Here is a 24566-nt window from a genome sequence, read left to right as displayed (position 1 = left end):
GTCGTGCGGGTGCCCGCCGGGAACCCGCACCCTCACTGCTGGGTGAGGCCGTGCTCCGTCTTCTCCCAGTAGTGCGGCCGGGTGAGCAGCTGCCAGAGGCCCTTGTACGCGGCGATGGAGTGCAGGATCCAGTACACCGGGTTGAGCAGCGACCACAGGATCAGGTGGAAGGTGCCGCGCTTGAACGGCCCCATCATCGAGACGTAGACCATGACCCCGTTGCCGATGAGGAAGTTGAACAGGCTCGTCCAGAGCGCCCAGGCCGGGAAGACCGAGGTGAGGACCGTGCTCGGGATCGCCAGCGACGCGATCGTCACCAGGTAGAAGGGGATGACGCCGAGGAACGTCGCCGGCGTCCCGCCGATGAGCAGCGCGAACGACAGGAAGCGCACGATCCCGACCTCGCGGATGAGGGCGACGGGACGCCGGGCGTGCACGAGCGTCGTCTGCATGTACCCCTTGATCCATCGCGAGCGCTGGCGGATGAAGTTCGGGATGGAGGTGTTGGCCTCCTCCATGGTGGTCGAGTTGATGACGCCCACGCGGTACCCGACGGCCGAGGCGCGGATGCCGAGGTCGGCGTCCTCCGTCACGTTGTATGGGTCCCAGCCGCCGAGCTCGACGAGCGCGTCCGTGCGGAAGTGGTTGGAGGTGCCGCCGAGGGGGATCGGCAGGTCCGAGTGGTCGAGGCCGGCGAGCATGTAGTCGAACCAGTACGAGTACTCGAGCGTGAACATGCGGGTGAGCGCGTTCTCGGTCGCGTTGAAGTAGTTGAGGGCGGCCTGCACGCACACCATCTCGGGGCCTCCGCGCTCGAAGGCGATGAGGGCCTTCTTGAGCTGATCGGGATCCGGCGTGTCCTCGGCGTCGTAGATGACGAGGAACTCGCCCGACGCCAGGGTGAGGCCCACGTTGCAGGCGCGCGGCTTCGTCTGCGGCTGGCCCGCCGGCACGGTGACGATGTGGAAGTGGGCGGGCGGATCCGCGTGCACGATCGCATCCCGCGTCTCGGAGTCCTCCTCCTCGATGAGGATGAGCACCTCGAGCCTGTGCGCCGGGTAGTCGAGGCCGCCGAGGTTCTCGATGAGCTGGGCGACGATGTTGGCCTCCCGGAACACCGGCACGAGGACCGTGTAGACCGGCAGGTCGGCGTCGTCGAGCCGCGCGACCTCCGCGTCGGTGACGCGCTCCACCACGTCGAAGCGCGCGCCCTGCAGCGCCACCAGGAACTTGAAGGTCGTCGCCGCGAGGAACGCGAGGCTCACCACGGAGAGCGCGCCGACGGCGGTCTGCCGCGGCCAGATCACGGCGAGGCCGACGAGGAGGATCGCGGCCACCAGGGCGCCCCCCTTCTGGCCGCGCGAGAAGACGAAGCGGCCGGACAGCTCGGGGTTGCGGCGGAAGAGCCGGTTCGCCGCGTCGTCCGCGACGGCCTCGCCGAACAGGCGCAGGACGGCGTCCTTGAGCTCCCACGCGTCGACGAGCGTGACCGCGATCGGCCCGCCCAGCTCCTCGGCCAGCGCGGCCTCGAACGCCGGATCCCGGCGCCGCTCCTCCGCGGCGACGAGCTGCCGACCGTCGTCGAGCCGTCGGACGGGGAGCCAGCCCTCGGCGAGGTAGCGCGCGCGGTCGCCAGGTCGGGCGAGGTCCGGATCGATGCCGTCCGTCCACGTCGGCTGCGCGATCGTCATCTCAGGCCCATCCGATGGCGCGGGCGATGGATCCCATCCAGTCGAGGACGACGGGCCGGTTGTACGCGGCCGCCCAGGCGATGGCGATCTGGACGGCGGCGACGACCGTGATCAGCGCGTCGGCCCGTCGCGTGGTGGCGGCCGGGAGGATCGCCATGCCCATCATCGTCATGATGAAGAAGGTGTTCCCGGCGGAGTTGGCGGGGATCAGGCCGAGGATGTAGCCCGTCAGCAGGCCGAGGAACAGCAGCGTGGAGATGAGCACGGCGCCGGGGCGGCGGACCAGGAGCGCGAGGATCCACCCGGAGATCATCGGCGCGAGCAGCAGGAACCCGTTGAGGGTGGTGACGAGCTGCGGCACGGTCGCCCAGAGCGCGGGGTCGTAGTGGAACTGCGCCTCGATGAACGCGAAGGGCCGGTGCAGGAACACGAGCTGCAGGAACGAGACGGTGAGGAACGCCGAGAGGGTCGGGAACAGGAGCACGAGGATGTTCGACGCCCGGGCCCCGCGCTCCCCACGGCGGGCCAGCGTGACCAGCGGCGCGGCCAGCCCGATGACGACGATGTAGACGATGCCGCTCGCGCTCGAGAGGGCCGCGAGCGAGAACAGCAGCCCCGCGCGGAAGCCGGCCTGCGTGTTCCGGTAGGCGACGAACCGGACCATGCTGGTCGCGCCCACGCCGAACGCCGCGACGCCGAGGAACGCCTCGAGGTTGGTCGTGACCATGTGGGCGAACAGCGGGTTGGCGCCGAGGGCGGCCATGAACATGGCCGACTCGACGGGCGGGAAGCGGCGCTGCTGCATCGCCTGGAGCATCTGCTGCAGGAACGGACCCGCGATGAGCGCGCCGACGATCCCGAGGCCGAGCGTGCCGCCTGGGGTGATGGCCGCGATGACCGTGCCGACGGGCGGGTAGAGGTCGCCGACCCATGCGGCGTCGGCCCGGGTCCAGTCGATCCGGGCGACCCGCGCGAGGAGGTCGGCGTTCACCGTGCTCGTCGCCGGCGGCGTCTGTGCGGCCGCCCGCTCGCCGAGGATCGCGACCACGACGTACGGGAGGGAGAGGAGCAGGCGCAGGAGCCAGCGGTTCCTGCGGCGGAGGGGGTACGGGTCGATGCGCACGCGCGCGGCGGACGCTCCCGAACCGGCGCCGGCTGCCCTCGCGGCGGCACGGGACGTGGCCGCGTCGACGACGGTCATCGTCGTCATGGGCGCACGGCGGTGGATGCGGATGCGCTCGCCCGGGCGCGACGGAGCGCGCGGCGGCGGGACGCACCGGACACCATCAGATCCACCCCCGAGGACACGGCGGCGAGGCGCCGCGCATCGTCAGTATGGGCGGGTCCCCGGCAGCGGTACGGGGCCCGACGGTGAGCGGATAGGCGGGGAGGAGGGCGCGGGCCCGCGGACCGCGTCCGCCCGTCCACGGCCTCGCCAGGACGATCCCGGCGGGCGGATCAGAACAGGCGGGAGTGCCCGTCGTCCATCCCGCGCATGGCGTCGTAGTCGAGGAGGAGGCAGCGGATGCCGCGGTCCTCGGCGAGCGTGCGGGCCTGCGGCTTGATCTCCTGCGCGGCGTAGACGCCCGTGACCGGCGCGAGGTGCGGATCCCGGTTCATCAGCTCGAGGTAGCGGGTGAGCTGCTCGACGCCGTCGATGTCGCCGCGGCGCTTGAGCTCGACGGCGACCGACTTGCCGCTCGCGTCGCGCGCGAGGATGTCGACCGGCCCGATGGCGGTCATGTACTCGCGACGCACGAGCTCGTGGCCGTCGCCCAGCAGGTGGATCTGCTCGGCCAGCAGCTTCTGCAGGTGCGCCTCCACGCCGTCCTTCACGAGGCCCGGGTCGACGCCGAGGTCGTGCGCGGAGTCGTGCAGCACCTCGTGGATGGAGACGACGAGCATGTCGGCCGTCTTCGGCTGCACGACGCGCCAGATCTCGCGGACGCCCGCGAGCGCCTGGTCGTCGTCGGGCTCGACCTCGACGATCGTGCAGGGCGGGCTCATCCAGTTGAGCGGCTTGTAGGAGCCGCCGTCCGAGTGGACGAGGAGGCTCCCGTCGGCCTTGACCATGAGGAGGCGGGTGGCGAGGGGGAGATGCGCGCTGAGGCGGCCGGCGTAGTCGACGGAGCAGCGGGCGATGACGAGACGCACCCGGCGAGCCTATCCGGGCGTCGGAGGGGTGCGCGTCGCGGCGGGCGCGGTTCGGGTGCGTCTCAGCCCAGGAGCTCGAGGTACTGCGGCCGGCACCTCATGGCGTGGATGACCTCCTCGGTCCCGTCGTCCCACACGAGCACGACGATCTCGAGGAGACGCGCCGCGGTGTCGAATCCCACGCGGAGCTGACGCTGCGGTTCCTCGTCGTCGAGGGGACCCGAGACCAGCGGAGTCGATGCCGCGGTGACGGCGTCCTCGTCCGCGACACCGTGCTTGCGCGCGGACGGACGGACGATCACGCGGCGTGCGACCAGGCGTCGAGCGCCGCGCGGATGGCCTCGGAGCGGTTCAGCCCTTCGCGCTCGGCGCGCGCCATCACGGCCTCGAGCTCCGCCTCCGTGAGGCGCACGGGGATGACCTTCGCGGCGGACTCCCCCCGGGGAGCGCGGCCCCAGCGGGCGCGGAGCGCGCCGACGTCGTATCCCGCTTCCGCTTCGTCGACCCACTCGTCGACCTGCGACTCGTCGACTTCCCTGCCGTTGATGATGCGCGCCATGCGCTCATCGTAATACGGAAGTCGTCACCGGGCCACGGTCGGCGTCGCGGATCCGCGTGCGGCGCGGCGGCGGCCCTGCGAGAGGAGCACGCCGAGGAGCACGAGGACGGCACCAGCGGGCTCGTTCCAGTGCAGGGTCTCGCCGAGCACGAGGATCCCGAGCGCGACGCCGACCACGGGCGTGATGTACGTGACGGTCGAGGTGGCGGTGGGGCCCCAGGCGAGCAGCACGTTCATGTTCCAGAGGTAGGCGAGGCCCGTGCCGACGACGCCGAGCACCACGAGGCTGAGGACGACGGGCAGGTCGAGCGACACCGGTCCCGTCGCGAGGAACGGGGTGGCGAGGATCATCGCGGCGGCGCCCATGCCGATCTGCATGAACGCGGTGACGACGCCGGGGATGCCGCGGTGCGTGAGGAACCGGCGGAGGTAGCCGAAGGTGATCCCGTAGCAGAGGGCGGCGCCGAGGCAGGCGAGCTGGCCGGCGAGCTCGAGCAGTGGCTGGCCGGACGCGGCGGCCTCGGCGGACGGGGTGAGGCGCCACGGTCCGATGATCACGACGACGCCCACGATGCCGAGCGCGATGCCCGCGAGCTGGCGGCGGCCCAGCCTCTCGACGCGGAACGCGAGGGTCGCGAGGAGGGCCGTCATGATCGGCGTCGTCGCGTTGTAGATGCTCGCGACGCCCGAAGTGACGTGCTGCTCGGCCCACGCGAACAGCGAGTACGGGATGGCGGATCCGACGACGCCGACCACCGCGAAGTGCAGCCAGACGACGCGCTCCTTCGGCAGCGGGAGGCGGCGCGCGGCGACGATGAGGCCGAGCGCGATCGCGCCGAGCACCAGCCGCGTCCACGACACCTGGCCGAACGAGACGCCCTCGAGCGCGACCTTCATGAAGAGGAAGCTCGCGCCCCAGACCGTGCCCATCGCGGCGAACTGCACGGCGATGCGGCGGCCGCCGGGGAGCGCGAGCGGCGCGGCGGGGGCGGCGGATGCGGAGGGCGTCGGGGCGCCGCGGGGTGTCACGTCGTCAGCGTATCGACGGGGTGCGCCGGCGGGCAGCGGTCGGCCGTGCTTGCATGGCCGGATGCGCCTGCACATCGACGAGACCGGCACCGGGCCCCGCGCGGCCGTCCTGCTCCACGGGCTGATGGGATCCGCGGAGAGCTGGTGGCGGGTCGCGCCCCTCCTCGTCGCGCGCGGGTACCGGGTGCTCGCCGTGGACCTGCCCGGCCACGGGCTCTCCGACCGGGATCCGGCGCTGACGGTCACGCGGGCGGCGGAGGCGGTGACGCGCGCCGTCGCGGACGCGGGCGTGGAGCGCCCGGCCCTCGCCGTCGGGCACTCGTTCGGCGGGATCGTGCTCGGGGAGGCGTTCCCGGAGCGCCGCCCCGAGGTCGTCGTCTACGTGGACGCCCCGCTCGCGCCGGCCGGTGGCGGCGACCCCGTCGAGATCCGCGACGCCTACGAGCGCGACCGCCGGGGCCGGACGGCGGAGGCGCTGCGGATCTCGCGACCCGAGTACTCCGACCGCGACCGGGAGGCGGAGGGCCGCGCCGCCGCGCGCTTCGATCCCGCCACGGCGGCGGCGCTCGCCGCGGTGCCGACGTACGCGTGGGCGCCGGAGCCCGGATCCATCGTCGTGCGCGCCGACCCGAGCCGCTTCGTGAGCGCGGAGGAGGCCGCGCGCCTCGCCGCGTCGGGCGTCGACGTGCGGGGGATCCCGGGCGCCGCGCACTCCGTCTGGTACAGCCACTTGGACGCCTTCACGGCGGCGCTGCCGGAGGCGTTCGGCTGATCCGGTCCCGCTCGGCAGGGCGCGCGCGGCCCCCGCGTGGGAGGCTCGGGCGATGACGACGACGCCGGCCCCCGTGCTCGCCACGGCGCGGTTCGCGCTCGAGCCGCTGGTGGTCGCGCACGCGCGGGAGATGGTCGGGGTGCTGGCGGATCCGGCGCTGTACCGCTTCACCGGGGGCGAGCCGCCGTCGCCCGCCGCGCTCGAGGTGAGGTTCGCGCGGCAGGCCGCGGGGCGCTCGCCGGACGGATCCGCGCGGTGGCTCGTCTGGATCCTGCGCGACCGCGGGTCGGGACGGGCGGCCGGGTTCGTGCAGGCGACCGTGACCGGCGAGGCGCCCGTGCGGGTGGCGGAGGTCGCGTGGCTCGTCGGCACCGCGGCGCAGGGATCGGGCGCCGCGGCCGAGTGCGCGGCGGCGATGGTCGCATGGCTCCGGGAGGACGGCGTCGGGATCGTGCGCGCGCACATCCACCCGGATCACTCGGCGTCCGAGGCGGTCGCCCGGCGGCTCGGGCTCGCGCCCACGGACGAGCGCGTCGACGGCGAGGTGCGCTGGGAGCTGCGGGCGGGCTAGGCGCCGGCGGCGGTCGGGATCAGGAGATCGCACGTCATCCACACCGTGTCGCCGTCCTCGGGATCCGGCGTGACGCGCCCGCTCTCCGTGAAGCCCGCTTTCCCCAGCACGCGGAAGGACGCGGTGTTCCACCGGCGCACGGTCGACCAGAGCCGTGCGCGGCCCGACTCCCGGGCGGCGTCGACCACGGCGCGCGCCGCCTCCGTCGCGAGCCCCGAGCCGTGGACGTCGCGGAGCAGCTCGAACGCCATCTCGGGCTCGTCCACGGAGGCGCTTCCGACGACGAGGCCGCAGTAGCCGATCGCTCCCGGCTCGTCCCGACGCTCGATCGCGAGCAGACCGATCCCCGTCCGGAGCGACTCCTCCGCCTGCACCGTGAGGCGGTCGCGCACCTCGTCCCGCGACGGGCGGCCCTCGTCGTCGAGGCGCCGGCTCGCGGGGTGGCGGGGATCGCGCTCGGCCCAGAGGCGGTGCACGACGTCGACGTCCGCCGGGCCCAGCGGCCGCATCCGGAGGCGAGCGGTCTCGAGGAGCGCGGGCAGCGGGGAGGCGGTCATGCCCTCACGCTACGTGGCGGGTGCGCCGGGTCGGCGGCGGGCCTCGGCGAGCGGATACCCGGCGGATCAGTGGATGGCGAGCTCCACCACGAGCACCGCCACGCCGAGCACCGCGACCCCCGCGAGCACCAGCAGCTTGACGCCGAACGCCACCCGCAGGCGCCGGACGGCGACGAGCGTCACGACCACCAGCGTCGCCACGAGCACGATCGCGATGATCCGCAGGGCCGTCGCGAGGTCGAGCACGCCGAGCGCCGCCAGGCCGAGGATCGCCATCGGCGCGGGCAGGGCGCCCAGCGAGCTCGCGGCGACGTAGAGGATGTGGCCGACGTCGCGCCGGTCCGGCACCTCGCCGTCGCGCACCATCTGCGCGATGCACTCGGCGACCGACACCGCGAGCAGCGTGCCGACGACCGTGAGCAGCAGGGTGAGCGCGGCTCCGCCGACGGTCGCGTGCTCGGCCTCCCGCTCGGTCGCGATGGTCACCGCGAGCGCGGTGAACGTGACGTAGATCCGCTCCTTGAGGGCCTCGGATCGCTGCTCGGCGTCGGGGCGGCGGCGGTCGCGGGCGGGCTGCTGTTCCGGGTCGGTCACGGGATCAGGGTAGGCCGGGCGGCCGATAGCGTCGGGGCATGCCCGACCTCGATCCCCGCATCGTCGCGCTCTACGACGGCGACAACCCCGACGGACCCGACCACGACTTCGACCGGGCGCTCGCCGAGGAGGTCGGGGCGCGTTCCGTGCTCGACCTCGGCTGCGGCACGGGCATGCTCACCGTCTCGCTCGCGACGCCCGGGCGCCGGGTCGTGGGCGTGGATCCGTCCGCCGCGATGCTCGACGTCGCGCGGCACCGGCCCGGCGGCGACGCGGTCGAGTGGATACACGGCGACAGCCGCGCGATCCCGCCGGGCCCGTTCGACCTCGCGTTCCTCACCGGCAACGTGGTGCAGCACATCCCCGACGCCGACTGGATCCGGACCCTCGCCGACCTCCGCGGCGCCATCCGCGCGGGCGGCACGCTCACCTTCGAGAGCCGGGAACCGGCCGACCGCGCGTGGGAGAGGTGGGCTGGGCCGGCCGCGACCCGCGCCACCGCGCACGGACCGCTGGAGGAATGGGCCGAGGTCGAGGAGACCGGGCCCGGCCGCGTGACGGTCGCCTTCCGCAGCCGGTTCGCCGCGACGGGCGAGCTGGTCACCGACGTGCAGGAGTTCGCGTTCCGTGACCGCGCGACGCTCACGGCGCAGCTGGAGGGCGCCGGCTTCGACGTGGACGCGGTGCACGGCGACTTCGCGCGCGGCCCGCTCACGGAGTCGTCGCGCGTGATGGTGTTCGTGGCGCGGGCGGTCTGACGCCGCGGGCGGGCACCCCACGCGTGGGAGCATCGGATCCATGAGCGATGCGACCGCGCCCGTCTCCCCAGCCGATTTGGCCGCGGCCGCCGAGATGTGGGATGCGTACGCCGAGGCGCATCCGCAGGCCGCCGCGGCCGGGCGCGAGCACACGGTCGAGCACTTCGGCGACCACGCCCGACTCGCCGACGAGCTGCTCGGGATCGTGCTATCCGGCCGGAAGCGGGCCACCGCCGAGCTGGTCGCCGACTTCCTCGCGCGCGGCGACGAGGTGCCGCGGATCGGGTCCCACTGGATCGCCTGCGACAGCACCGGGGAGCCGCGCATCGTGATCCGCAGCACCGAGCTCCGCGTCGGCCCGTTCCCGAGCGCCGACGCCGCCTTCGCGCACGACGAGGGCGAGGACGACCTCTCGCTCGAGAGCTGGCGCACGCAGCACCGGATCTACTGGGAGCGCGTCAGCGCGGCCCGCGGCGCCGTCTGGTCGGAGGACGACGAGATCGTCTTCGAGCGCTTCTCCGTGGTGTGGCCGCCGGAGCACGCGGACCCACGGTGACGCGGTTGCGGAGGGCGGCGGCGCTCGCAGCGGGCGCGACCGCGGCGGTCCTGCTGGCCGGCGGACTCTCGGGTTGCGGTGCGCTCCGGTCGGACCGCTGCCTGCCCGCGCCGCTCAGCGCATCGCCCGCGAATGTCGCCCCCGGCGGCACCGTGACCGTCTCGAGCCCGGCCGTCGACTGCGACCTGGGCTACGGATCCGGTCGCACGCACACCATCGCGGTGAAGAGCGACGCGCCCCTCCCTGGCGGCGGGGCCGCGTCCGTGCGCGGCGAGGGGTTCGAGGTGGGCGCGGACGGCGCCTTCCGCCGCGACGTCGTCGTGCCAGGGGACATCGCGCCCGGCCCGGCGTCGATCTCGGTGCGGGGCAGCGCCATCGACGACTGCGACGACGGCGAGGGCTCGTGCGCGGCCTACCAGGTGCCGATCACGGTGACCGGGTGACCGCGCGCACCTGGGCGCGCCTCTGGTTCGCCGCGCAGGCGCTCGGCGGGGCCGCGTGGTGGATCGCCGTCCCGCTCTTCCCGGCGGTGCGGGTCGCGACGCTCGGGTCGCTGGATCCGCTGCCCGTCGCCCTGCTCGACGTCCCGCTGTTCGTCGTGGGGTCGGCGCTCGCCGCGGCCGGGATCCGATGGGCGGCCGTGGTGGCCGCCTCCTGGACGCTCCTGGTCGCCGTCGCGCTCGCCGCGTACGCGACCGTGACGACCGAGGCCGGGATAGGCGTCATCGTCATGGCGGTCGCCGCGCTCGGGTCCCTCGTCGCCTGCGCCCTGGTGCTCGTCGGCCGGCTGCCGACCCGCTGGGCGCTCATCGGCCCGTTCGCCGCGCGCCCGGCCGACGCGAGCGCGGCCACCTCGCGGCACGTGCTCGCGACGGCCCTGCAGATCGTCGTCTTCTGGGGCTCCTTCCTCGCGGTCGCGCCGCTCGGGATCCGGTGGCTGGAGCTGCGCTGGCGCGTGGCCGTGCCGCTGCCGTCGTGGTCGCTGCCCGTCGGGGTCGCCGTGCTGGTGCTCGCGAGCGCGCTCGGGATCTGGTCGGCCGCCGCCATGTCGACCCGCGGCGGCGGCACCCCGCTCCCGGCCGCGACCGCCACGCGACTCGTGATCGCGGGCCCATACCGCTTCGTCCGCAACCCCATGGCGCTCGCGGGCGTGACGCAGGCGGCGGCGGTCGGGCTGATGCTCGGATCCTGGCTCGTGGTCGCCTACGCCGTCATCGGCTCGTCGCTCTGGAACCACGTCGTGCGGCCGGGCGAGGAGGCGGACCTCGAGGCCCGCTTCGGGGATCCGTTCCGCCGCTACCGCGCTGCCGTGCGCTGCTGGGTGCCGACCTTCCCGGGCGTCGCGGCGACGCCACGGGTGCGCTGAGGTGGCGACTCGCGGCGTACGCGTGTGATCCGGCCGGCCGACGTCCGGGGCTCTGCGTTTCCGTAGCGTCGGGGCATGCGCTGCCTCCGACTCCTCCTCGCTGCGGTCGTCATGGTCGGACTCCTCGCCGGGTGCGCCTCCGTCGCCCGCATCGTGAACGGCTCGCAGACGGTGCGCGAGGAGACATGGACCCGCTCCGACGGTGCGGAGTGCGCGACAAGCTGGAGCCTGGGCGTCATCGACGGGTTCGACCAGCGGGACGGCCCCATCGAGCGGTTCGAGGAAGCGCTCCTCGAAGTGGATCCCGGGGTGGACGGCATCGCGGCGTCCGAGGCCGGTCTCGAGAGCGCCCTGCGGGTCCGCGAGTCGGATCCGTCGCCCGAGGACCTGCTGCGCGTGGAGGCCGATGCGCGGGGTGCCGCGGTCCTCGACGAGGCGACCGCGCGCCTCGAGGCGGAGGGGTTCGGAGAAGACCTGCCGCGGTTCGAGATGCGGCACGCGACCGACTGCGGTTGAGCGCCCGCCGCGCCGCCCGGACCGCCCGCGCACGCGTCCCGAGGCGGATGATGGACGCGATGGCTGACACCGAGATCCCCACGACCACCTTCCCCGACGGACGCAGCGCGGTCGCCCTCGCGCAGGGCACCTGGAACATGGGCGACGAGCCCGCCGCCCGCGCGACCGAGCTCGACGCCCTGCGCGCCGGCCTCGACGCGGGCCTCACCGCGATCGACACCGCCGAGATGTACGGCAGCGGGCGATCCGAGGAGCTCGTCGGCGAGGCCATCGCCGGCCGCCGCGACGAGGTCTTCCTCATCAGCAAGGTGCTCCCGTCGAACGCGTCCCGCCGCGGCACGGGCGAGGCCGCCCGCCGCAGCCTCCGCCGCCTCGGCACCGACCGGCTCGACCTCTACCTGCTGCACTGGCGCGGATCCCACCCGCTCGCCGACACGGTCGCCGCGATGCAGGAGCTCGTGGAGGAGGGTCTGATCCGCGCGTGGGGCGTCAGCAACCTCGACGCCCGCGCCCTCGACGAGCTGGCCGCGATCCCCGGCGGCGACGCCGTGCAGACCGACCAGGTGCTCTACAACCTCGCCCAGCGCGGGCCCGAGGCCGACGTGATCCCGTGGGCGAGCTCGCGCCGCATGCCCGTCATGGCGTACTCGCCGCTCGACCAGGGACGCCTCGCGACGGATCCGACCCTCGCCGCCCTCGCCCAGCCGCTCGGCGTGAGCGCGGGCCAGCTCGCGCTCGCCTGGGTCCTCCGCCAGGCGCCGCAGGTCTTCGCGACCGCCAAGGCAGCGACCGCCGCGCACGTCGCCGAGAACCGCGCGGCGCTCGACCTCGTGATCCCCGACGAGACGCTCGCCGAGCTCGACCGCGCGTTCCCCGCACCCGCGGGCGCGGGTCCGCTCGCGATGTACTGAGGCGCGAGACGCCGCCGCGTCAGGCGCGCGCGACCCCCGTCACGATCCACCGGTCGCCGCGCGCACGGAGCCCCAGCGTGAGCGCCCGCGCGCCGATGTAGACGAGGCCGAAGGCGGCCCACAGCGCGAGGAGGGCGGGGGTGCCGGCGACGCGGCCGGTCTCGGTGAGCCAGGCCACGAGGATCAGCGCGGGTGCGTAGATCGCGAGGTTCACGAGGCCCGCGAGGGCGAGGTAGCGGGCGTCGCCGGCGCCGATGAGCACGCCGTCGAGCACGAAGACGTAGCCGGCGACGGGGAGGCCGACGGCGAGCACGAGCGTCACGGCGGTGAGCATGCGGTGGATCCCCGGGTCGCCCGTGAAGACCGGCCCGAGCAGCGGCGAGAGCGCCGCGAGCACGAGGCCGAGGATCACGCCGAGGCCCACGCCCCACTGCACGAGCCGACGGGACACGGCGCGCACGCGCGGCACGTCGTCGGCGCCGAGCCCATGGCCGACGAGCGCCTGGCCGGCGATCGCGAGCGCGTCGAGCACGAACGCGACGGTCGAGAAGAGCGTGAGCGCGATCTGCAGGGTCGCGAGCCCGGTCACCCCGAGGCCCGCGCCCACCGCGACCGTCGCGAGGATCGCCGCCCGGAGCGAGGCCGTGCGCACGAGCAGCCAGCCGCCGGACGCCGCCGAGCGCGCGACCCCGCGGATCCCGGGCCGCAGCGTCGTGCCCGTCTCGCGGGCGGCGCGCACGGCGATCACGACGAACACCGCCGCCATGCCCCACTGCGCGATGACGGTGCCCCACGCGGATCCGGCGATGCCGAACCCGAGGCCGTAGATGAGGAACGCGTTGAGCGCCGCGTTCGCCGCGAAGCCGGAGACGGCGACGACGAGCGGGGTGCGCGTGTCCTGCAGGCCGCGGAGGAGGCCGGTCGCGGCGATGACGAGGAGCATCGCGGGGATCCCGGCGAGCGAGATGCCGAGGTAGGTGCGGCCGGCGTCGACCACGGCGGCGGTCGCGGCGGGGTCCGCGTCGGCGCCGCCGGTGTCGGCGAGGGCGCGCACGAGCGGACCCGCGAACAGCAGGCCGAGCACCAGCACCACGGCACCGAGGGCGAGCGCGAGCCACAGCCCGTCGATCCCCGCGCGGATCGCGCCCGGCCGGTCACCCGCGCCGAGCCGCCGGGCGACCGTGGGCGTCGTCGCGTAGGCGAGGAAGACGAGGAGGCCGACGATCGTCTGCAGGATCACGCTCGCGATGCCGAGGCCCGCGAGCGGCGCGCTGCCGAGGTGCCCGACGAGCGCCGTGTCGGTGAGCAGGAACAGCGGCTCGGCCACGAGCGCGCCGAGCGCCGGCACCGCCAGCGCGAGGATCTCGCGGTCGAGCGGGCGGCGGATCCGCGGGCCGCGCCCGGCGGATCCGCCTTCGGGTGCGCCCGTCAGCGGACCGCGTGCGCGAGCCGCTGCACGACCCCGGCGGTCGCGGCCGTGAAGGCGCGCGCGACCTCGGGGTCGAGCGAGGCGAGCGAGATCGGGCCGCGCTCCGCGATGTGCGCGTCGTACGGCACCGTGAAGATCTGCGCCGGGCGGGCGTCGTCGAGGATCCGGTCGATGCGCGCGACGACCGCGGGATCCTCCGGGCGCCCGTCGTGCAGGCGGATGATGATCGCGTTGTCCGCGAGCATCGCCGCGTGACCGCCGAGCTCGCGCAGGAAGTCGAGCAGCGCGACGGCCTCGAGCACGGCGTCGCCCGCGTTGAGCACGGGGACGACGAGCACGTCGGTGACCTCGATGGCGCCGCGGAACGCGGACGACGACGGCTGGTTGCCGGAGTCCATCACGCGCATCGCGTAGTACTCGTCGATGAGGCGCGAGACGCCGATCACGTCGTCGCCCGTGAGCTCTCGGCGCGGCCCGACGGACGCGACGACGGAGGCGAAGCTCGTCTGCGGCGCCGTGTAGCCCGCGAGCTGGCCCGCGCTGTGGATCTCGTCGCGGTCGCGCACGAGCTCGCCGAGCCCCCGGGTGGGCTGGCCCTCGGCGCGGTAGCCGAGCGCTCCGGGATCGTCGGTGACCTCGACCACCGCGACGGATCCGCCGCGGATGGAGCCGAGCACGCCGCCGAGGATGAGGGAGGTGGGCGTCTTGCCGACGCCGCCCTTGCGGTTCGCGACCAGCACGCTGACCGCGCGCGACCAGGTGGCCTGCCGGATCACGCGCTCGTCGCCCTGGCGTCGGGCGACCTCCGCGTTCGCGGCGGCCTCCTCGGCGCCCGGGCCGATCTTGAAGACGCCGCCCGTGATGCTGTTAATGAAGCCGCGGAAGCCCGTGCGGGCGACGGCGGGTCCGCGCGGTGCGCGCTGGCCCGTCTGCTCGGGGAAGAGGGTGAGGGCGCTCGTGGCGGCGTCGGCGCGCGGGGTGCGCATGGCGTAGCGCTGCGGATCCGCGTCGGGGAAGGCCGTGAGGTCGGTGCCGGGCCGCGGGGCGTCGGCGGGATCCTCGATGTCGTCGGGCGCGGCGGGGAGCGAGGCGACCGGGGTCGGCTGGGGCTCCACCGCGGCGGCGGCCGGGCGCGCGGGCGGCGCGTCGTCGACGGGCACGGCGGCGGGCGCGTCGGCGGGCGCGGTCGGCGACTCGGACTCGGCGGGGCTGGTGCGCTCAGCGGCGGCCGGCTCGGGGCCGGACGACTCCGCGCTCGGGCGCAGCGGCATGCGGAAGGGGTGCGCGTTCACGACGTGCGGCGCCGGGACCGCCCATGCGGATCCGGCCTCGGGGGAGACGACGGCGTCGAAGGGGGTGGACGCGGCGGCGGGGCGCGCGTCGTCGTCCGCGGGTGAGGGGGCCTCGGCGGCGGGCACGCGGTCCTCGGGATCCACGTCGTCGTCCTCGGCGTCGTCGAACAGCTCGTCGAAGGCGTGCGTGCCGACGATGACCTCCTCGTCGGGCTCGGCGCCGGACGCGTCGGCCTCGTGCGCATCGCCGTCGGCGTCATCGGCCGGGAACTCGGCCTCGGGAGCCGCGGCCTCGACGGGAGCGGCACCGGGGCGCACGCGGTCGGGCCCGAACAGGCCGCCCTCGGGGGTGCGCGGCACGGCGGGGAACGGATCCACCCAGCGGTGCGCGTCGCCCGACGCGTCTGCGGAGCTCCGCTCCATCTCCTGCTGGCGGCGACGCAGCTCCCTGCGGCTGAGGAGGGGAGGCTCGGACGCCCCGCCGTCGCGGTGGCCGGTGTCCTGCGTGTCGTCGGTCATGTGGCTCGCCTTCATCGTCCCCGCCTGCGCGGACGAGGCTACCAGGGGGCGGTCGGGCACCCGGATCCCGCTGGCGCCCCCGCGGCCGCGCCCCCGCCGGGGAGGCCGTCTCCCCATGCGGCGGATGCCCGGATCGGCGTCGGTTAGGGTCGGCACGTGATCCCGGAGCCGACCCTCGACCGCCCCGCCGGCGTGCCCGTCCACGCTGCGCCCGCGGACGGCGGGGCCGTGCCCGATGCGCCCGTGCCCGACGTGCCCGCGCCCGCCGGCGACCGCTCGGCCGCGGTGTCGTCCGTCGCGACCGAGCTCGGGGCCCTGCTCATGCAGATCCGCTCCCTGCGCGTCGAGGAGGCGGCCGCGTTCCACGCCGGCCTCCAGCCCGGCGCGTTCGCCGTCGCCCGGTGGATCCGCACCGACGGGCCCGCGTCCGCCGGCGCCGTCGCCGCCGGCCTCCTCATGGACAAGAGCTCGGTGAGCCGGCACCTGCGCGTGCTGCGCGAGGCCGGCTACGTGCAGGACGAGCCGGATCCCGAGGACCGCCGCTCCACGATCCTCACCCTCACGCCGCTCGCCGAGGAGCGCCTCGCGCAGGTGCGGATGGGCACGCGCGAGCGGCTGCAGAACCGCCTCCACGCGTGGGACACCGATGAGGTCGAGCAGTTCGCCGGCCTGCTGCACCGCTTCAACGTGTCGCCGCGCGACCGTCCCGCGGACGCCTGACGCGGAAGCCTGAGGGCAGCACCGGCGGGTCCGGACGATCAGCGAGGCCGGCTCCTCCGATCCTCGTCGGGGAGGTCCTCGGGGAGCCCGCGGGAGAGGCGGAGCCTCTGGGCCTTCCGCTCCACGCGGTAGAGGTGCCACCCGGCGAACGGGGCGAGGAAGGACACGGCCACGAAGAACCACTCGACCGGAGTGAGCACCCTGTCCCCCGGGGTCTTCGCCAGGAGGCCGGCATCCTGCGCGATGAGGATCCCGATCATGACGAGCACGAAGACGGAGATCGCCGACAACGCGATGGAGAGCGCCAGGAGCCCCCTCGCCGAGGTGACCGTCAGCCTCCCCGGGTTCAGCACGAAGAGGTCGCCCTTGTAGACGCCGTACTCCTCGCGCGTGAGACCCCGACTCGCGGCGTCCGCGTCGGAGAGCCTCCGGAAGACGCCGGGGCGGCGCGGGTGCTTCCTCGCCCACAGCGCGTTGACGATCGAGAGCACGATGGCGGCCACGGGACCGAGGAGGGCGATGCCGGTGGGGATCATCGCGAGCAGGTGCCAGACGCGCCCGTCCGCGTCCAGCATCGCGCCGCTGATGAGGATGGACACGACGAAGATCACCGGGGCGGCGAGCAGCGGCAGGATCCACGATCGACGCCAGCGCGGTCGGTCTGTCGCGGATCCGGGAGCATCGGTCACCGGGGAAGTCTCTCAGCTCAGCTCAGCTCTGCTCAGCACGGATCGCGACAGTCCCGATCGGCCTCAGCCGGCCTGGTGCACCGCGTAGCTCGCCACGAACCCGAGCACCGTCACGAGCCCGGTGAGCGCCTGCGCCCTGCGGAACGCCTCGGGGATCATGGTGTCGCAGATCATCGCGAGGATCGCCCCGGCCGCGAACGCCATCACGACCGACTGCCCGCTCTCCGGCAGGCCGCCGAGCAGCGCGTAGCCGCCGAGCGCGGAGAGCGCGCAGACCACGGCGATGGAGGTCCACAGCCCGAAGACGTAGCGCGCGCTCCGGCCGCTCTGCTTCAGACCCGCGGTGCTCGACATGCCCTCGGGGAAGTTCGAGATCACGACCGCGACGAGCACGCCGATGCTCAGCGCGCCGCCGCCCGTGAGGCTGAGGCCCTGCACGGCCGTCTCGGGCACGCCGTCGAGCAGGGCGCCGAGCGCGATCCCCACGCCGGTGCCGCCTCCGCCGCCCGACCTCCCGTGGTGCTTCCGGCGGAACCCGCCGTGCTCGAGGATCTGGTCGAGCACCACGTACACGACCGCGCCCGCGACGAACCCGCCGAGCGTGGGGACCACGCCGCCGCTCCCCGCCGCCTCGTCGACCAGGTCGAAGGACAGCGCCGAGATGAGCACGCCGGCGCCGAACGCCATCACGAGCGCGACGACCTCGCGCGGCACCTTCACGAACCACGCGACGAGCGATCCGACGACGAGCGACAGCCCGGAGAGCAGGCCGGCGAGCCCGGCCAGGAGGAGAGGCGACATGCCTCCGAGGATGCTCCTCGCACGCGGCCCGCGTCATGTCGACCCGGTTGCGGCAGGCGCCCGGAGCCGATCTGATGGGGCGGATGCGGATCACACGGGGGACCACGGACCTCCATCGACCGGGCGGGATCGCCGTGGCGGCGCTCGCCGCGCTGCTGCTCGCGGGCTGCACCGCGGGATCAGCCGGATCGGGTCCCACCCCCGCGCCGACGTCGGCCTCTCCCTCGGCGGACGCCGCGGATGGTCTGACCGACCCGCTCGACATCGTGACCACGCCCGGCACAGGCGCGTCCATCGCCGAGGACGTGCAGCCGGCGCTGCACGAGGGCGGCACGGGACCGGCGACGTTCGAGGTGCCGCAGCCCGAGGCCGCGGTCGGATCCCTGCAGTTCTTCGTCACGTGCGCGACCGGCGAGTACCGGATCCTGGTGGGCGGCGTCTTCGTCTACGGCTCGGGCTGCTCGCCGACCACCGCGAACAGCGCCGCCATGCCGATCCCGCAGCGCGACACCCCGCTGACCGTCACCGTGGAGGTGCCGGAGAGCGTCGCGTTCCGCATCGTGGCGCTGCCGGTCTAGGGGCGCGGGGGCGTACGGATCACCGCCCCGCAGACACCCCCGCGTCGCGCAGCGCCAGGTCGGCGAGCTGGCGCACGACACGCGGGTCGCCCGCGCGCCAGGCGGCGACCGGATCCGGGTGCGCCTTCAGCAGCGCCGCGGACTTCCGGGACGAGAGGGCCCGGAGCGCGAGCAGCTCGGTGCCGCCGGGAGTCGCCGCGAGCGAGCGGGCGGCCGCCGCGCGCCGCACGAACGAGATCCGCCGCAGCAGCCAGTGCCGCACGATGAACGCGATCGGCACGAGCGCCACGAGGAGCCCGAGCACGAGCGCGATGGTGCTGACGAGCGACTGCTGGTCCCGACCCGCCTGCACGAGGCCTGATCCGATCCCGCTCGCGTCCTCGAAGGGCCCGCGCGCGGCGTCGCCCACGAGCGGGATGCGGCCGAGCGCCGTGGCGGCGTCGGTCATGGATCCGCTGAGCCGCGTGCCCGACTCCTCCATGCTGCGGCCGAGGTCGCCGAGCGGGCGGATGAGCGCGGCCACCGCGATCCCCACCAGCACCGACACGACGATGCCCGCGAGCGCCGCGGTGTCGGCCGCGATCTGCCGGGCGCGGACGAGGGGGAGCGCGGAGTAGAGCTGCATGCGTCCAGCCTGGCCCGCAGGCCGTCCCGGATGCGCCGGGCGGTCGGTCACCCGGAGGCGTCGAGCGCCTCCAGAGCGCGCAGCGCCTCCCGCGCCCGCTCGAGGCGCGCATCCTCCGGCTCGTCCCACCAGCGCGGGCCGCGCTCGCCGAGGCCGTGCTTCGCGAGGCTGACCCGCTCCCGGGCCGTCGCGATCGCGGCATCGTCGCCCGCGCGCTTCGCCGTGCGGACCCCCGACCGGCCGCGGCCGAGATGCGACTTCAGCGCGTCGACCAGCTCGGCCGGCAGCGACGGATCCGTGCGGGGCCACCGCCGCCCGTCCACGACCAGCCAGCGCTCCGCCTCGATCGCGGCGTCCGAGGCTGCCGCGGCGTCCGAGGCGACCGTGGGGTCGGCCGCGTTGGCGTCGGGATCCTGCGGGCGCTCGGTCATGATCCCGACGCTAGCCCCGGCCGTGCTGCACGACCGACCGTCCGCGGCGATCGGCCACGCACGGCGACAGGCGCGCACGCACCCGCCTCCGCGCACGACTGGCAGACGCACGAGGGCCGGGGCGCACGCACGCCCCGGCCCTCCGATCGGCCCCCCGATCAGCTCACGGGTCGCCCCGCGAGTAGCTCTCGGTGGGTCAGCCGCGCCACACCTGGATCACCGACGGGCGCGGTCCGCGCCACGCGCCCTTGGGCGGGGTGGCGCCTGCCGGCACGTAGTCGGGGAAGAACGAGTGCTGCTCGGCGAACGAGCCGTCCTCGCCCGGGTGCTGCACCGCGACGAACACCATGCCCTCGGTGTCGTGCACGACCGGCCCGCAGGTCTCCGCCTCGGTGGGCACCGAGAGGAACTGCTGCACGTGGCCGCGCTCGGCGCCCTCGACGGGGACCTTGAACAGGCCGTCGTTGAGGCCGATGGTGCTCGGGGCGCCGTCGGTGGAGATCCAGAGGTTGCCCTCGGAGTCGAACGCGACGTTGTCCGGGCAGCTGATGGGCGAGACCTTGTCCTTCGGGAAGCCCGAGAAGTAGGTCGACTCGTTCTTCGCCGGGTCGCCCGCGACGAGCAGCAGGTTCCACGTGAAGGTGGTCGAGCGGAGGTCGCCGCCGTCCTCGGTGATCTCCACGATGTGGCCGTCGCGGTTGGTCGTCCGCGGGTTCATCTCCGTTGCGCCCTCCTTGCCGGCCTTGCCGCGGTCGGTGTTGTTGGTGCAGGCGACGTAGATCTTGCCGGTGACGGGGCTCGGCTGGACGTCCTCGCAGCGGTCCATCTTCGTGGCGCCGGCCGCGTCGGCGACGAGGCGCGTGTGCACGAGCGCCTCCTCGGTCGTGAAGCCGGGGACCTGGCAGACGCCGTCGATCACCAGCGGGATCCACTGGCCGATGCCGTCGAACGAGCCGTCGGACGGGACCTGGCCGGTGCCGGTGATCTCCGCGACGGGCGAGTCGCCCGTGAAGCGCGCCACGTAGAGCGCGCCGCGTGTGAGCAGCTGCTTGTTCTTGCGGCGGTCCTGGCGCGACGTGCCCACGACCATCGTGTCGTGCGAGACGAACTTGTACAGGTAGTCGAAGCGCTCGTCGTCGCCCATGTACGCGGCGACGTGGCCGCTCTTCCCGAGGATCACGTTCGCGCCCTCGTGCTTGAAGCGGCCGAGCGCGGTGTGCTTCACGGGCGCCTCGCCGGGCTCGAACGGGTCGACCTCGACGATCCAGCCGAAGCGGTTCGGCTCGTTCTCGTAGCCGGCCGTGCGGGCGTCGAAGCGCGGGTCGATGGCCTCCCAGCCGCGGGTCGTCGCCTTGTCGGCGAGCCCGTAGCGCTTGTCGGAGACGCTCGTGCCCGCGGTGCGGAAGTAGCCGTTGAAGTTCTCCTCGCCGGAGAGCACGGTGCCCCACGGGGTGGTGCCGCCGGCGCAGTTGCCGAGCGTGCCGAGGATGCGCGTGCCCTTGGGGTCGTCCTTGGTGCGCAGCGACGCGGATCCGGCGGCGGGGCCCGACACGGAGAAGGGCGTGTCCGCGGTGATGCGGCGGTTGCGGTGGTGGCCGATCGTGTAGGTCCACGGCTGGCCGACCGTCTTGCGGCGGAGCGCCACGACGGACATGCCGTGCGAGGCCTTCCCGATGCGGCGCTGCTCGGCGAGCTCGGCGTCGTCGGCCGCGGGCGGGAACATGATGTTCTCGTTCGTGTACTCGTGGTTGGCGACGAGCAGCGCCTCCTTGTTCCGCGAGTTGATCGGGATGATGTCGAGGTAGTCGTTGTTGTAGCCGAACTGGCGCGACGCGAGCTTGGCCGTCTGGTTGTCGGCGTCGAAGTCGTCGGCGTAGCTGAAGAGCGGGTCGCCCCAGCGGATGATCGGCTGCCAGCGGTACCCGGTCGGCACGGTGAACTGGTCGACGGTGGCGTCGACGGGCGTGATCGCGGTGAAGGGCAGGTTCGACGCGGCCTGCGCGGCGGCGGCCTCGGCGCCGGGAGCTGCGGCGTTCTGCGCCACGAGGATCGCGAGGGCACCGGCGCCCGCGCCGCCGAGCAGCGTGCGGCGCGAGAGGGCGCGCCCCGCGATGTCGCGGAAGTAGGAGTTGTCGGTCACGTTCGGCACGGGCTTCGTGCACGCGTCGTCGCACTTGAGGTGGCAGGTGACGGTGCTGCGCTTGCCGCGGGCGTGCGGGTCGCGGGACAGGATCGGCAGCAGCCGGTGGTGGTTCTCGCGGGTGAGGGTCATGTGGGGTCTCCATCGATCTCGGGCGTCCCCAGCGGGGGCGGCGGACGCATCACGCTTGGAAGGTATTGGCGCCCTCGGGCGCGCCCCCGACTCCGGGGTGGACGCCGGGTTAACCGGGGATGGACGGATCGCGCGGGCGTAGCGTCGAGGAGCGGCGCGGATCCGCGCCGCCTCAGCCCGAGGAGGATCCCCATGGCCAGGTTCGACACGAAAACCGCGCTCGTGACGGGCGGTGGCAGCGGCATCGGCGCCGCGATCTCCCGGGCGCTCGCCGCGGAGGGCGCGTCGGTCGTCGTCACCGACATCCAGCTGGAGGCGGCCGAGCGCGTCGTCGCGGAGATCGAGGCGGCAGGCGGCACCGCGACCGCGTTCCGCCAGGACACCGCGAAGGCGGAGGACTCGGAGGCCTCCGTCGCGCACGCCGTCGACGCGTATGGCGCGCTGCACCTCGCCGTGAACAACGCCGGCATCAGCGCCCCGGCCGCCGACATCGGCGACTACGAGATCTCCGCGTGGGACCGCACGCGCGCCATCGACCTCGACGGCGTCTTCTACGGCCTCCGCTACCAGCTCCCCGCGATGGTGGAGGCGGGCGGCGGCGCGGTCGTCAACATGAGCTCGGTGCTCGGATCCGTCGGCTTCGCCCAGAACGCCGCCTACGTCGCGAGCAAGCACGCCCTCGTCGGCCTCACCAAGGTCGCGGCGCTCGAGTACACGGCCCGCGGCGTGCGCACCAACGCGGTCGGCCCCGGATTCATCGACACCCCGCTCGTGCGCTCGTCCCTCTCGGCGGACGCGCTGGCGTACCTCGAGAGCCAGCACGCGACCGGCCGCCTCGGCACGGACAAGGAGGTCGCGGCCCTCGTGCTCTTCCTCCTCAGCGACGACGCGTCCTTCATCTCGGGCAGCTACCACCTGGTGGACGGCGGGTACTCGGCGCGCTGATCCGCGGGTCGCGCGCGCACCCGCGGCGCACGACCTCGCATGGCCGCGGCCGCCCGGCGCGTCGAGACGCCGGGCGGCCGCGGTGCGCGCAGGATCCGCGGCTCAGACGGGCGCGAGGAACGTGAGCTGGGATCCGTCCTCCACGATGAGCGGCCCCAGAGCCGCGTTGAACTCGGCGCCGTACGACGCCCCGATGTGCGCCTGGAACGCGGCCTCGTCGCGGTAGACCTCGTGCACGACGAAGCGCGCCGGATCCTCCACCCGCCGGTACGGCTCGAACACGACGTTGCCGGGCTCGGCGCGCACGAGCTCCGCGAGGCCGGCGATCATCCGCGCCACCTGCTCCTCGTGCCCCGGCAGCGCCGTGAACTCGGCGTACAGCACCGTCGCCGTCACGCCGTCGCCGCGCCCGTCATGATCGCGACGGCGTCGGTCATCGAGTGCGACTGCGGCGTGATCGTCGCGGCCTTCTTGCCCAGGCGCTGGATGTGGATCCGGTCGGCCACCTCGAACACCTGCGGCATGTTGTGGCTGATGAGGATCACCGGGATGCCGCGGTCGCGCAGGTTCCGCACCAGCTCGAGCACCTGGTTCGACTCGCGCACGCCGAGCGCCGCGGTGGGCTCGTCGAGCACCACGACCTTCGAGCCGAACGCCGCGGCGCGCGCCACGGCGACCGCCTGCCGCTGCCCGCCGGACAGGTTCTCGACCGGCACGGTCACGTCCTGCAGCGTCGAGATGCCGAGCTCGGTCAGCTCCGCCTTGGCCTCCCGGCGCATGCCGGCCGTGTCGAGCATGCGGAAGACGGATCCGAGGATCCCCTTCTTCCGCTTCTCGCGCCCGAGGTAGAGGTTCGAGGCCACGTCGAGCGCGGGCGAGACGGCCAGGTTCTGGTACACCGTCTCGATCCCCGCGGCCCGGGCGTCCTGCGGCCGCTTGAACGACACGGGCTTGCCGTCGAGGAACAGCTCGCCCTCGTCGGGCGTCTCCGCTCCCGTGAGGCACTTGATGAGCGTCGACTTGCCGGCGCCGTTGTCGCCGATGATCGCGAGCACCTCGCCGGGGAAGAGCTCAAGGCTGACGCCGTCGAGTCCGACCACGCGGCCGAAGGTCTTCACGAGCCGCTTCGCCTCGAGGACGGGCGTGCGGGTCGGGGCGGGGGCGCTCCCCGCGGGGTCGGTGAGGGTCACTTGCGCACCTTTCGGATCCACTGGTCGACGGAGACCGCCACGATGATGAGGACGCCCACGGCGAGGGTCTGGTACAGCACGTCCAGCCCGGCGAGCGAGAGCCCGTTGCGGAAGACGCCGACGATGAGCGCGCCGAGGAGCGTGCCCCAGACGGTGCCGCGGCCGCCGAAGAGGCTCGTGCCGCCGATCACCACCGCGGTGATCGAGTCGAGGTTGAGGTCGGCGCCCGCGTTCGGGCTGGCCGCGTTGCTGCGGCCGATCGCGATCCACGCGCCGACCGCGAGGATCGCCCCGGCCGCGAGGTACACGCTCATGAGCACCCGGTTGACGCTGATGCCAGCGAGGCGCGCGGCCTCCTTGTCGTCGCCGACCGCGTACACGTGCCGGCCCCACGCGGTCTTGCCGAGGATGAACGCGACCACGATGTAGAGCACCAGCATGAGCACCACGCCGAAGCTGATCTTCACCCCGGCGAGGTCGAACGTGCGGCCCGTCCAGGAGAGGGCGGCCGGCATGTCCACGCCGCGGATGGTCGCGCCGTTGGAGTAGAGGAGCGTGAGCGCCACGAAGATGTTCAGCGTCCCGAGCGTGACGATGAACGGGGGGAGCCGCAGCCGCGTCACGAGGAGGCCGTTGAACGCGCCGGCCGCGAGGCCGACGACGAGCCCGGCGGCCAGCGCGGCGGGTGCCGGCAGGCCGTTCTCGCTCGCGGTCTGCGCGATGACCATCGAGGTGAGCACCATGACCGCGCCCACCGAGAGGTCGATGCCCGCGGTGAGGATGATCAGCGTCTGCGCCACCGCGAGCGTGCCGACCACGGCGACCTGCTGCGTGACGAGCGACAGGTTGGCGGGATCGAGGAAGCGGTCGTTGAGCAGGCCGAACACGATGACCGCGAGGACCAGCACGACGGCCGGGCTGACGGCGGGGTAGCGGTGCAGCACCCCGCGGATCCGGTCGAGGGGCGTGCGCCGGTCGAGGAACTCGTTCGCGAGGTCGAGGGCGGAGGTGGGCGGGTTCGGGTCGGTGGTCCGGCTCACG

Annotated in this window: 29 protein-coding genes; 11 read left to right on the top strand and 18 right to left on the bottom strand. The window is 74.1% G+C overall.

Annotated elements, in window-relative coordinates; all coding sequences use genetic code 11:
• Positions 1 to 32 precede the first annotated feature (32 nt).
• The 6 genes from KYT88_RS15015 to KYT88_RS14990 all read right to left on the bottom strand — a co-directional run bounded on the left by KYT88_RS15015 (position 33) and on the right by KYT88_RS14990 (position 5334).
• On the bottom strand, positions 33 to 1691 hold the full coding sequence (locus KYT88_RS15015; protein WP_043583792.1) for a glycosyltransferase family 2 protein: 1659 nt from the start codon (positions 1689 to 1691) through the stop codon (positions 33 to 35).
• A 1-nt stretch (position 1692) separates the two neighbouring features.
• Complete coding sequence (locus tag KYT88_RS15010) at positions 1693 to 2901, bottom strand: hypothetical protein (protein WP_237583703.1); 1209 nt, start codon at positions 2899 to 2901, stop codon at positions 1693 to 1695.
• A gap of 248 nt (positions 2902 to 3149) precedes the next feature.
• Positions 3150 to 3845, bottom strand: coding sequence for an endonuclease NucS (nucS, locus tag KYT88_RS15005; RefSeq protein WP_043583795.1), 696 nt, complete (start codon positions 3843 to 3845; stop codon positions 3150 to 3152).
• A 62-nt stretch (positions 3846 to 3907) separates the two neighbouring features.
• Positions 3908 to 4147, bottom strand: a complete 240-nt coding sequence (locus KYT88_RS15000; RefSeq protein ID WP_182480725.1) for a hypothetical protein — start codon at positions 4145 to 4147, stop codon at positions 3908 to 3910.
• Complete coding sequence (locus tag KYT88_RS14995; RefSeq protein WP_043583796.1) at positions 4144 to 4404, bottom strand: ribbon-helix-helix protein, CopG family; 261 nt, start codon at positions 4402 to 4404, stop codon at positions 4144 to 4146. The genes KYT88_RS15000 and KYT88_RS14995 overlap by 4 nt, the downstream gene beginning before the upstream one ends.
• 24 nt (positions 4405 to 4428) lie before the next feature.
• Complete coding sequence (locus KYT88_RS14990) at positions 4429 to 5334, bottom strand: DMT family transporter (RefSeq protein ID WP_043584173.1); 906 nt, start codon at positions 5332 to 5334, stop codon at positions 4429 to 4431.
• Between the two features lie 160 nt (positions 5335 to 5494).
• On the opposite strand from KYT88_RS14990, the gene KYT88_RS14985 reads away from it, so the two are divergent.
• Positions 5495 to 6205: an alpha/beta fold hydrolase gene (locus KYT88_RS14985; protein ID WP_043583798.1), complete on the top strand. Its 711-nt coding sequence runs from the start codon at positions 5495 to 5497 to the stop codon at positions 6203 to 6205.
• A gap of 52 nt (positions 6206 to 6257) precedes the next feature.
• Positions 6258 to 6776 carry a GNAT family N-acetyltransferase gene (locus KYT88_RS14980; protein ID WP_043583800.1) on the top strand — a complete coding sequence of 173 codons (519 nt, stop codon included), beginning with the start codon at positions 6258 to 6260 and terminating at the stop codon, positions 6774 to 6776.
• On the opposite strand, the gene KYT88_RS14975 is transcribed toward KYT88_RS14980, so the two are convergent.
• Positions 6773 to 7333 (bottom strand): GNAT family N-acetyltransferase, encoded by a 561-nt coding sequence (locus KYT88_RS14975; RefSeq protein ID WP_043583801.1) that lies wholly within the window; start codon positions 7331 to 7333, stop codon positions 6773 to 6775. The two genes, KYT88_RS14980 and KYT88_RS14975, sit on opposite strands and share 4 nt — an antisense overlap.
• 66 nt (positions 7334 to 7399) lie before the next feature.
• Positions 7400 to 7927, bottom strand: a complete 528-nt coding sequence (locus tag KYT88_RS14970; RefSeq protein ID WP_043583803.1) for a hypothetical protein — start codon at positions 7925 to 7927, stop codon at positions 7400 to 7402.
• Positions 7928 to 7965: 38 nt separating this feature from the next.
• Between KYT88_RS14970 and KYT88_RS14965 the strand changes: the two genes are divergently transcribed.
• From KYT88_RS14965 to KYT88_RS14940, 6 genes are all read left to right on the top strand, one after another.
• Positions 7966 to 8685: a class I SAM-dependent methyltransferase gene (locus KYT88_RS14965; protein WP_043583805.1), complete on the top strand. Its 720-nt coding sequence runs from the start codon at positions 7966 to 7968 to the stop codon at positions 8683 to 8685.
• Between the two features lie 40 nt (positions 8686 to 8725).
• Positions 8726 to 9241, top strand: coding sequence for an ASCH domain-containing protein (locus KYT88_RS14960; protein ID WP_043583807.1), 516 nt, complete (start codon positions 8726 to 8728; stop codon positions 9239 to 9241).
• Between the two features lie 152 nt (positions 9242 to 9393).
• Positions 9394 to 9684 (top strand): hypothetical protein, encoded by a 291-nt coding sequence (locus KYT88_RS14955; protein WP_147362379.1) that lies wholly within the window; start codon positions 9394 to 9396, stop codon positions 9682 to 9684.
• A complete protein-coding gene (locus tag KYT88_RS14950; RefSeq protein WP_043583811.1) occupies positions 9681 to 10607 on the top strand; it encodes a methyltransferase family protein in 927 nt (308 codons plus the stop codon). Before KYT88_RS14955 ends, KYT88_RS14950 begins: the two co-directional genes overlap by 4 nt.
• Before the next feature lie 75 nt (positions 10608 to 10682).
• The gene (locus tag KYT88_RS14945; RefSeq protein WP_043583813.1) at positions 10683 to 11123 is read left to right on the top strand and encodes a hypothetical protein; all 441 of its coding nucleotides are present in this window, start codon (positions 10683 to 10685) and stop codon (positions 11121 to 11123) included.
• Positions 11124 to 11173: 50 nt separating this feature from the next.
• Entirely contained in the window at positions 11174 to 12034 is an 861-nt protein-coding gene (locus tag KYT88_RS14940; protein WP_043584176.1) for an aldo/keto reductase, read from the top strand.
• A 19-nt stretch (positions 12035 to 12053) separates the two neighbouring features.
• On the opposite strand, the gene KYT88_RS14935 is transcribed toward KYT88_RS14940, so the two are convergent.
• Both KYT88_RS14935 and KYT88_RS14930 read right to left on the bottom strand, forming a co-directional pair.
• Complete coding sequence (locus KYT88_RS14935) at positions 12054 to 13382, bottom strand: MATE family efflux transporter (protein WP_237583702.1); 1329 nt, start codon at positions 13380 to 13382, stop codon at positions 12054 to 12056.
• Positions 13383 to 13462: 80 nt separating this feature from the next.
• Positions 13463 to 15274, bottom strand: coding sequence for a MinD/ParA family ATP-binding protein (locus KYT88_RS14930; protein WP_237583701.1), 1812 nt, complete (start codon positions 15272 to 15274; stop codon positions 13463 to 13465).
• Between the two features lie 156 nt (positions 15275 to 15430).
• Here KYT88_RS14930 and KYT88_RS14925 point away from each other — a divergent pair, with 156 nt between their 5' ends.
• Positions 15431 to 15994: a MarR family winged helix-turn-helix transcriptional regulator gene (locus tag KYT88_RS14925; protein WP_051629213.1), complete on the top strand. Its 564-nt coding sequence runs from the start codon at positions 15431 to 15433 to the stop codon at positions 15992 to 15994.
• 38 nt (positions 15995 to 16032) lie between these two features.
• Here KYT88_RS14925 and KYT88_RS14920 read toward each other — a convergent pair whose 3' ends face one another.
• Together KYT88_RS14920 and KYT88_RS14915 are read right to left on the bottom strand one after the other, a co-directional pair.
• The gene (locus KYT88_RS14920) at positions 16033 to 16683 is read right to left on the bottom strand and encodes a hypothetical protein (RefSeq protein ID WP_043583819.1); all 651 of its coding nucleotides are present in this window, start codon (positions 16681 to 16683) and stop codon (positions 16033 to 16035) included.
• A 63-nt stretch (positions 16684 to 16746) separates the two neighbouring features.
• Positions 16747 to 17484, bottom strand: coding sequence for a ZIP family metal transporter (locus KYT88_RS14915; protein ID WP_043583820.1), 738 nt, complete (start codon positions 17482 to 17484; stop codon positions 16747 to 16749).
• Positions 17485 to 17567: 83 nt separating this feature from the next.
• On the opposite strand from KYT88_RS14915, the gene KYT88_RS14910 reads away from it, so the two are divergent.
• The gene (locus KYT88_RS14910; protein WP_119374162.1) at positions 17568 to 18062 is read left to right on the top strand and encodes a hypothetical protein; all 495 of its coding nucleotides are present in this window, start codon (positions 17568 to 17570) and stop codon (positions 18060 to 18062) included.
• A 19-nt stretch (positions 18063 to 18081) separates the two neighbouring features.
• Here KYT88_RS14910 and KYT88_RS14905 read toward each other — a convergent pair whose 3' ends face one another.
• From KYT88_RS14905 to KYT88_RS14895, 3 genes are all read right to left on the bottom strand, one after another.
• Positions 18082 to 18687 (bottom strand): hypothetical protein, encoded by a 606-nt coding sequence (locus KYT88_RS14905; protein ID WP_043583825.1) that lies wholly within the window; start codon positions 18685 to 18687, stop codon positions 18082 to 18084.
• Positions 18688 to 18734: 47 nt separating this feature from the next.
• Positions 18735 to 19118, bottom strand: coding sequence for a biopolymer transporter Tol (locus tag KYT88_RS14900; RefSeq protein WP_200871133.1), 384 nt, complete (start codon positions 19116 to 19118; stop codon positions 18735 to 18737).
• Positions 19119 to 19314: 196 nt separating this feature from the next.
• Complete coding sequence (locus KYT88_RS14895; RefSeq protein WP_043583827.1) at positions 19315 to 21390, bottom strand: PhoX family protein; 2076 nt, start codon at positions 21388 to 21390, stop codon at positions 19315 to 19317.
• Between the two features lie 192 nt (positions 21391 to 21582).
• Between KYT88_RS14895 and KYT88_RS14890 the strand changes: the two genes are divergently transcribed.
• Complete coding sequence (locus tag KYT88_RS14890; RefSeq protein WP_043583832.1) at positions 21583 to 22335, top strand: SDR family NAD(P)-dependent oxidoreductase; 753 nt, start codon at positions 21583 to 21585, stop codon at positions 22333 to 22335.
• Positions 22336 to 22437: 102 nt separating this feature from the next.
• Here KYT88_RS14890 and KYT88_RS14885 read toward each other — a convergent pair whose 3' ends face one another.
• From KYT88_RS14885 to KYT88_RS14875, 3 genes are read right to left on the bottom strand one after another with little or no spacing between them, the layout of a single operon-like run.
• Complete coding sequence (locus tag KYT88_RS14885; protein ID WP_043583834.1) at positions 22438 to 22731, bottom strand: putative quinol monooxygenase; 294 nt, start codon at positions 22729 to 22731, stop codon at positions 22438 to 22440.
• Complete coding sequence (locus KYT88_RS14880; protein ID WP_043583835.1) at positions 22728 to 23525, bottom strand: ATP-binding cassette domain-containing protein; 798 nt, start codon at positions 23523 to 23525, stop codon at positions 22728 to 22730. The genes KYT88_RS14885 and KYT88_RS14880 overlap by 4 nt, the downstream gene beginning before the upstream one ends.
• Positions 23522 to 24565: an ABC transporter permease gene (locus tag KYT88_RS14875; RefSeq protein WP_043584183.1), complete on the bottom strand. Its 1044-nt coding sequence runs from the start codon at positions 24563 to 24565 to the stop codon at positions 23522 to 23524. Before KYT88_RS14875 ends, KYT88_RS14880 begins: the two co-directional genes overlap by 4 nt.
• Between the last annotated feature and the right edge of the window lies 1 nt (position 24566).

The sequence above is a fragment of the Clavibacter sp. A6099 genome, from assembly GCF_021919125.1.
Classification (GTDB): Bacteria; Actinomycetota; Actinomycetes; order Actinomycetales; family Microbacteriaceae; genus Clavibacter; species Clavibacter seminis.
This window is presented reverse-complemented; position numbering and strand designations above follow the sequence as displayed.

Excerpts from the sequence above, each read along its gene's own strand:
- KYT88_RS14975 (WP_043583801.1), bottom strand. The coding sequence starts at position 7,333 with ATGACCGCCTCCCCGCTGCCCGCGCTCCTCGAGACCGCTCGCCTCCGG.
- KYT88_RS14945 (WP_043583813.1), top strand. The coding sequence starts at position 10,683 with ATGCGCTGCCTCCGACTCCTCCTCGCTGCGGTCGTCATGGTCGGACTC.
- KYT88_RS14910 (WP_119374162.1), top strand. The coding sequence starts at position 17,568 with ATGCGGATCACACGGGGGACCACGGACCTCCATCGACCGGGCGGGATC.
- KYT88_RS15010 (WP_237583703.1), bottom strand. The coding sequence starts at position 2,901 with ATGACGACGATGACCGTCGTCGACGCGGCCACGTCCCGTGCCGCCGCG.
- KYT88_RS15015 (WP_043583792.1), bottom strand. The coding sequence starts at position 1,691 with ATGACGATCGCGCAGCCGACGTGGACGGACGGCATCGATCCGGACCTC.
- KYT88_RS14985 (WP_043583798.1), top strand. The coding sequence starts at position 5,495 with ATGCGCCTGCACATCGACGAGACCGGCACCGGGCCCCGCGCGGCCGTC.
- KYT88_RS14930 (WP_237583701.1), bottom strand. The coding sequence starts at position 15,274 with ATGACCGACGACACGCAGGACACCGGCCACCGCGACGGCGGGGCGTCC.
- KYT88_RS14915 (WP_043583820.1), bottom strand. The coding sequence starts at position 17,484 with ATGTCGCCTCTCCTCCTGGCCGGGCTCGCCGGCCTGCTCTCCGGGCTG.
- KYT88_RS14895 (WP_043583827.1), bottom strand. The coding sequence starts at position 21,390 with ATGACCCTCACCCGCGAGAACCACCACCGGCTGCTGCCGATCCTGTCC.
- KYT88_RS14960 (WP_043583807.1), top strand. The coding sequence starts at position 8,726 with ATGAGCGATGCGACCGCGCCCGTCTCCCCAGCCGATTTGGCCGCGGCC.
- KYT88_RS14980 (WP_043583800.1), top strand. The coding sequence starts at position 6,258 with ATGACGACGACGCCGGCCCCCGTGCTCGCCACGGCGCGGTTCGCGCTC.
- KYT88_RS14905 (WP_043583825.1), bottom strand. The coding sequence starts at position 18,687 with ATGCAGCTCTACTCCGCGCTCCCCCTCGTCCGCGCCCGGCAGATCGCG.
- KYT88_RS14995 (WP_043583796.1), bottom strand. The coding sequence starts at position 4,404 with ATGGCGCGCATCATCAACGGCAGGGAAGTCGACGAGTCGCAGGTCGAC.
- KYT88_RS14890 (WP_043583832.1), top strand. The coding sequence starts at position 21,583 with ATGGCCAGGTTCGACACGAAAACCGCGCTCGTGACGGGCGGTGGCAGC.
- KYT88_RS14940 (WP_043584176.1), top strand. The coding sequence starts at position 11,174 with ATGGACGCGATGGCTGACACCGAGATCCCCACGACCACCTTCCCCGAC.
- KYT88_RS14900 (WP_200871133.1), bottom strand. The coding sequence starts at position 19,118 with ATGACCGAGCGCCCGCAGGATCCCGACGCCAACGCGGCCGACCCCACG.
- KYT88_RS14990 (WP_043584173.1), bottom strand. The coding sequence starts at position 5,334 with ATGGGCACGGTCTGGGGCGCGAGCTTCCTCTTCATGAAGGTCGCGCTC.
- KYT88_RS14965 (WP_043583805.1), top strand. The coding sequence starts at position 7,966 with ATGCCCGACCTCGATCCCCGCATCGTCGCGCTCTACGACGGCGACAAC.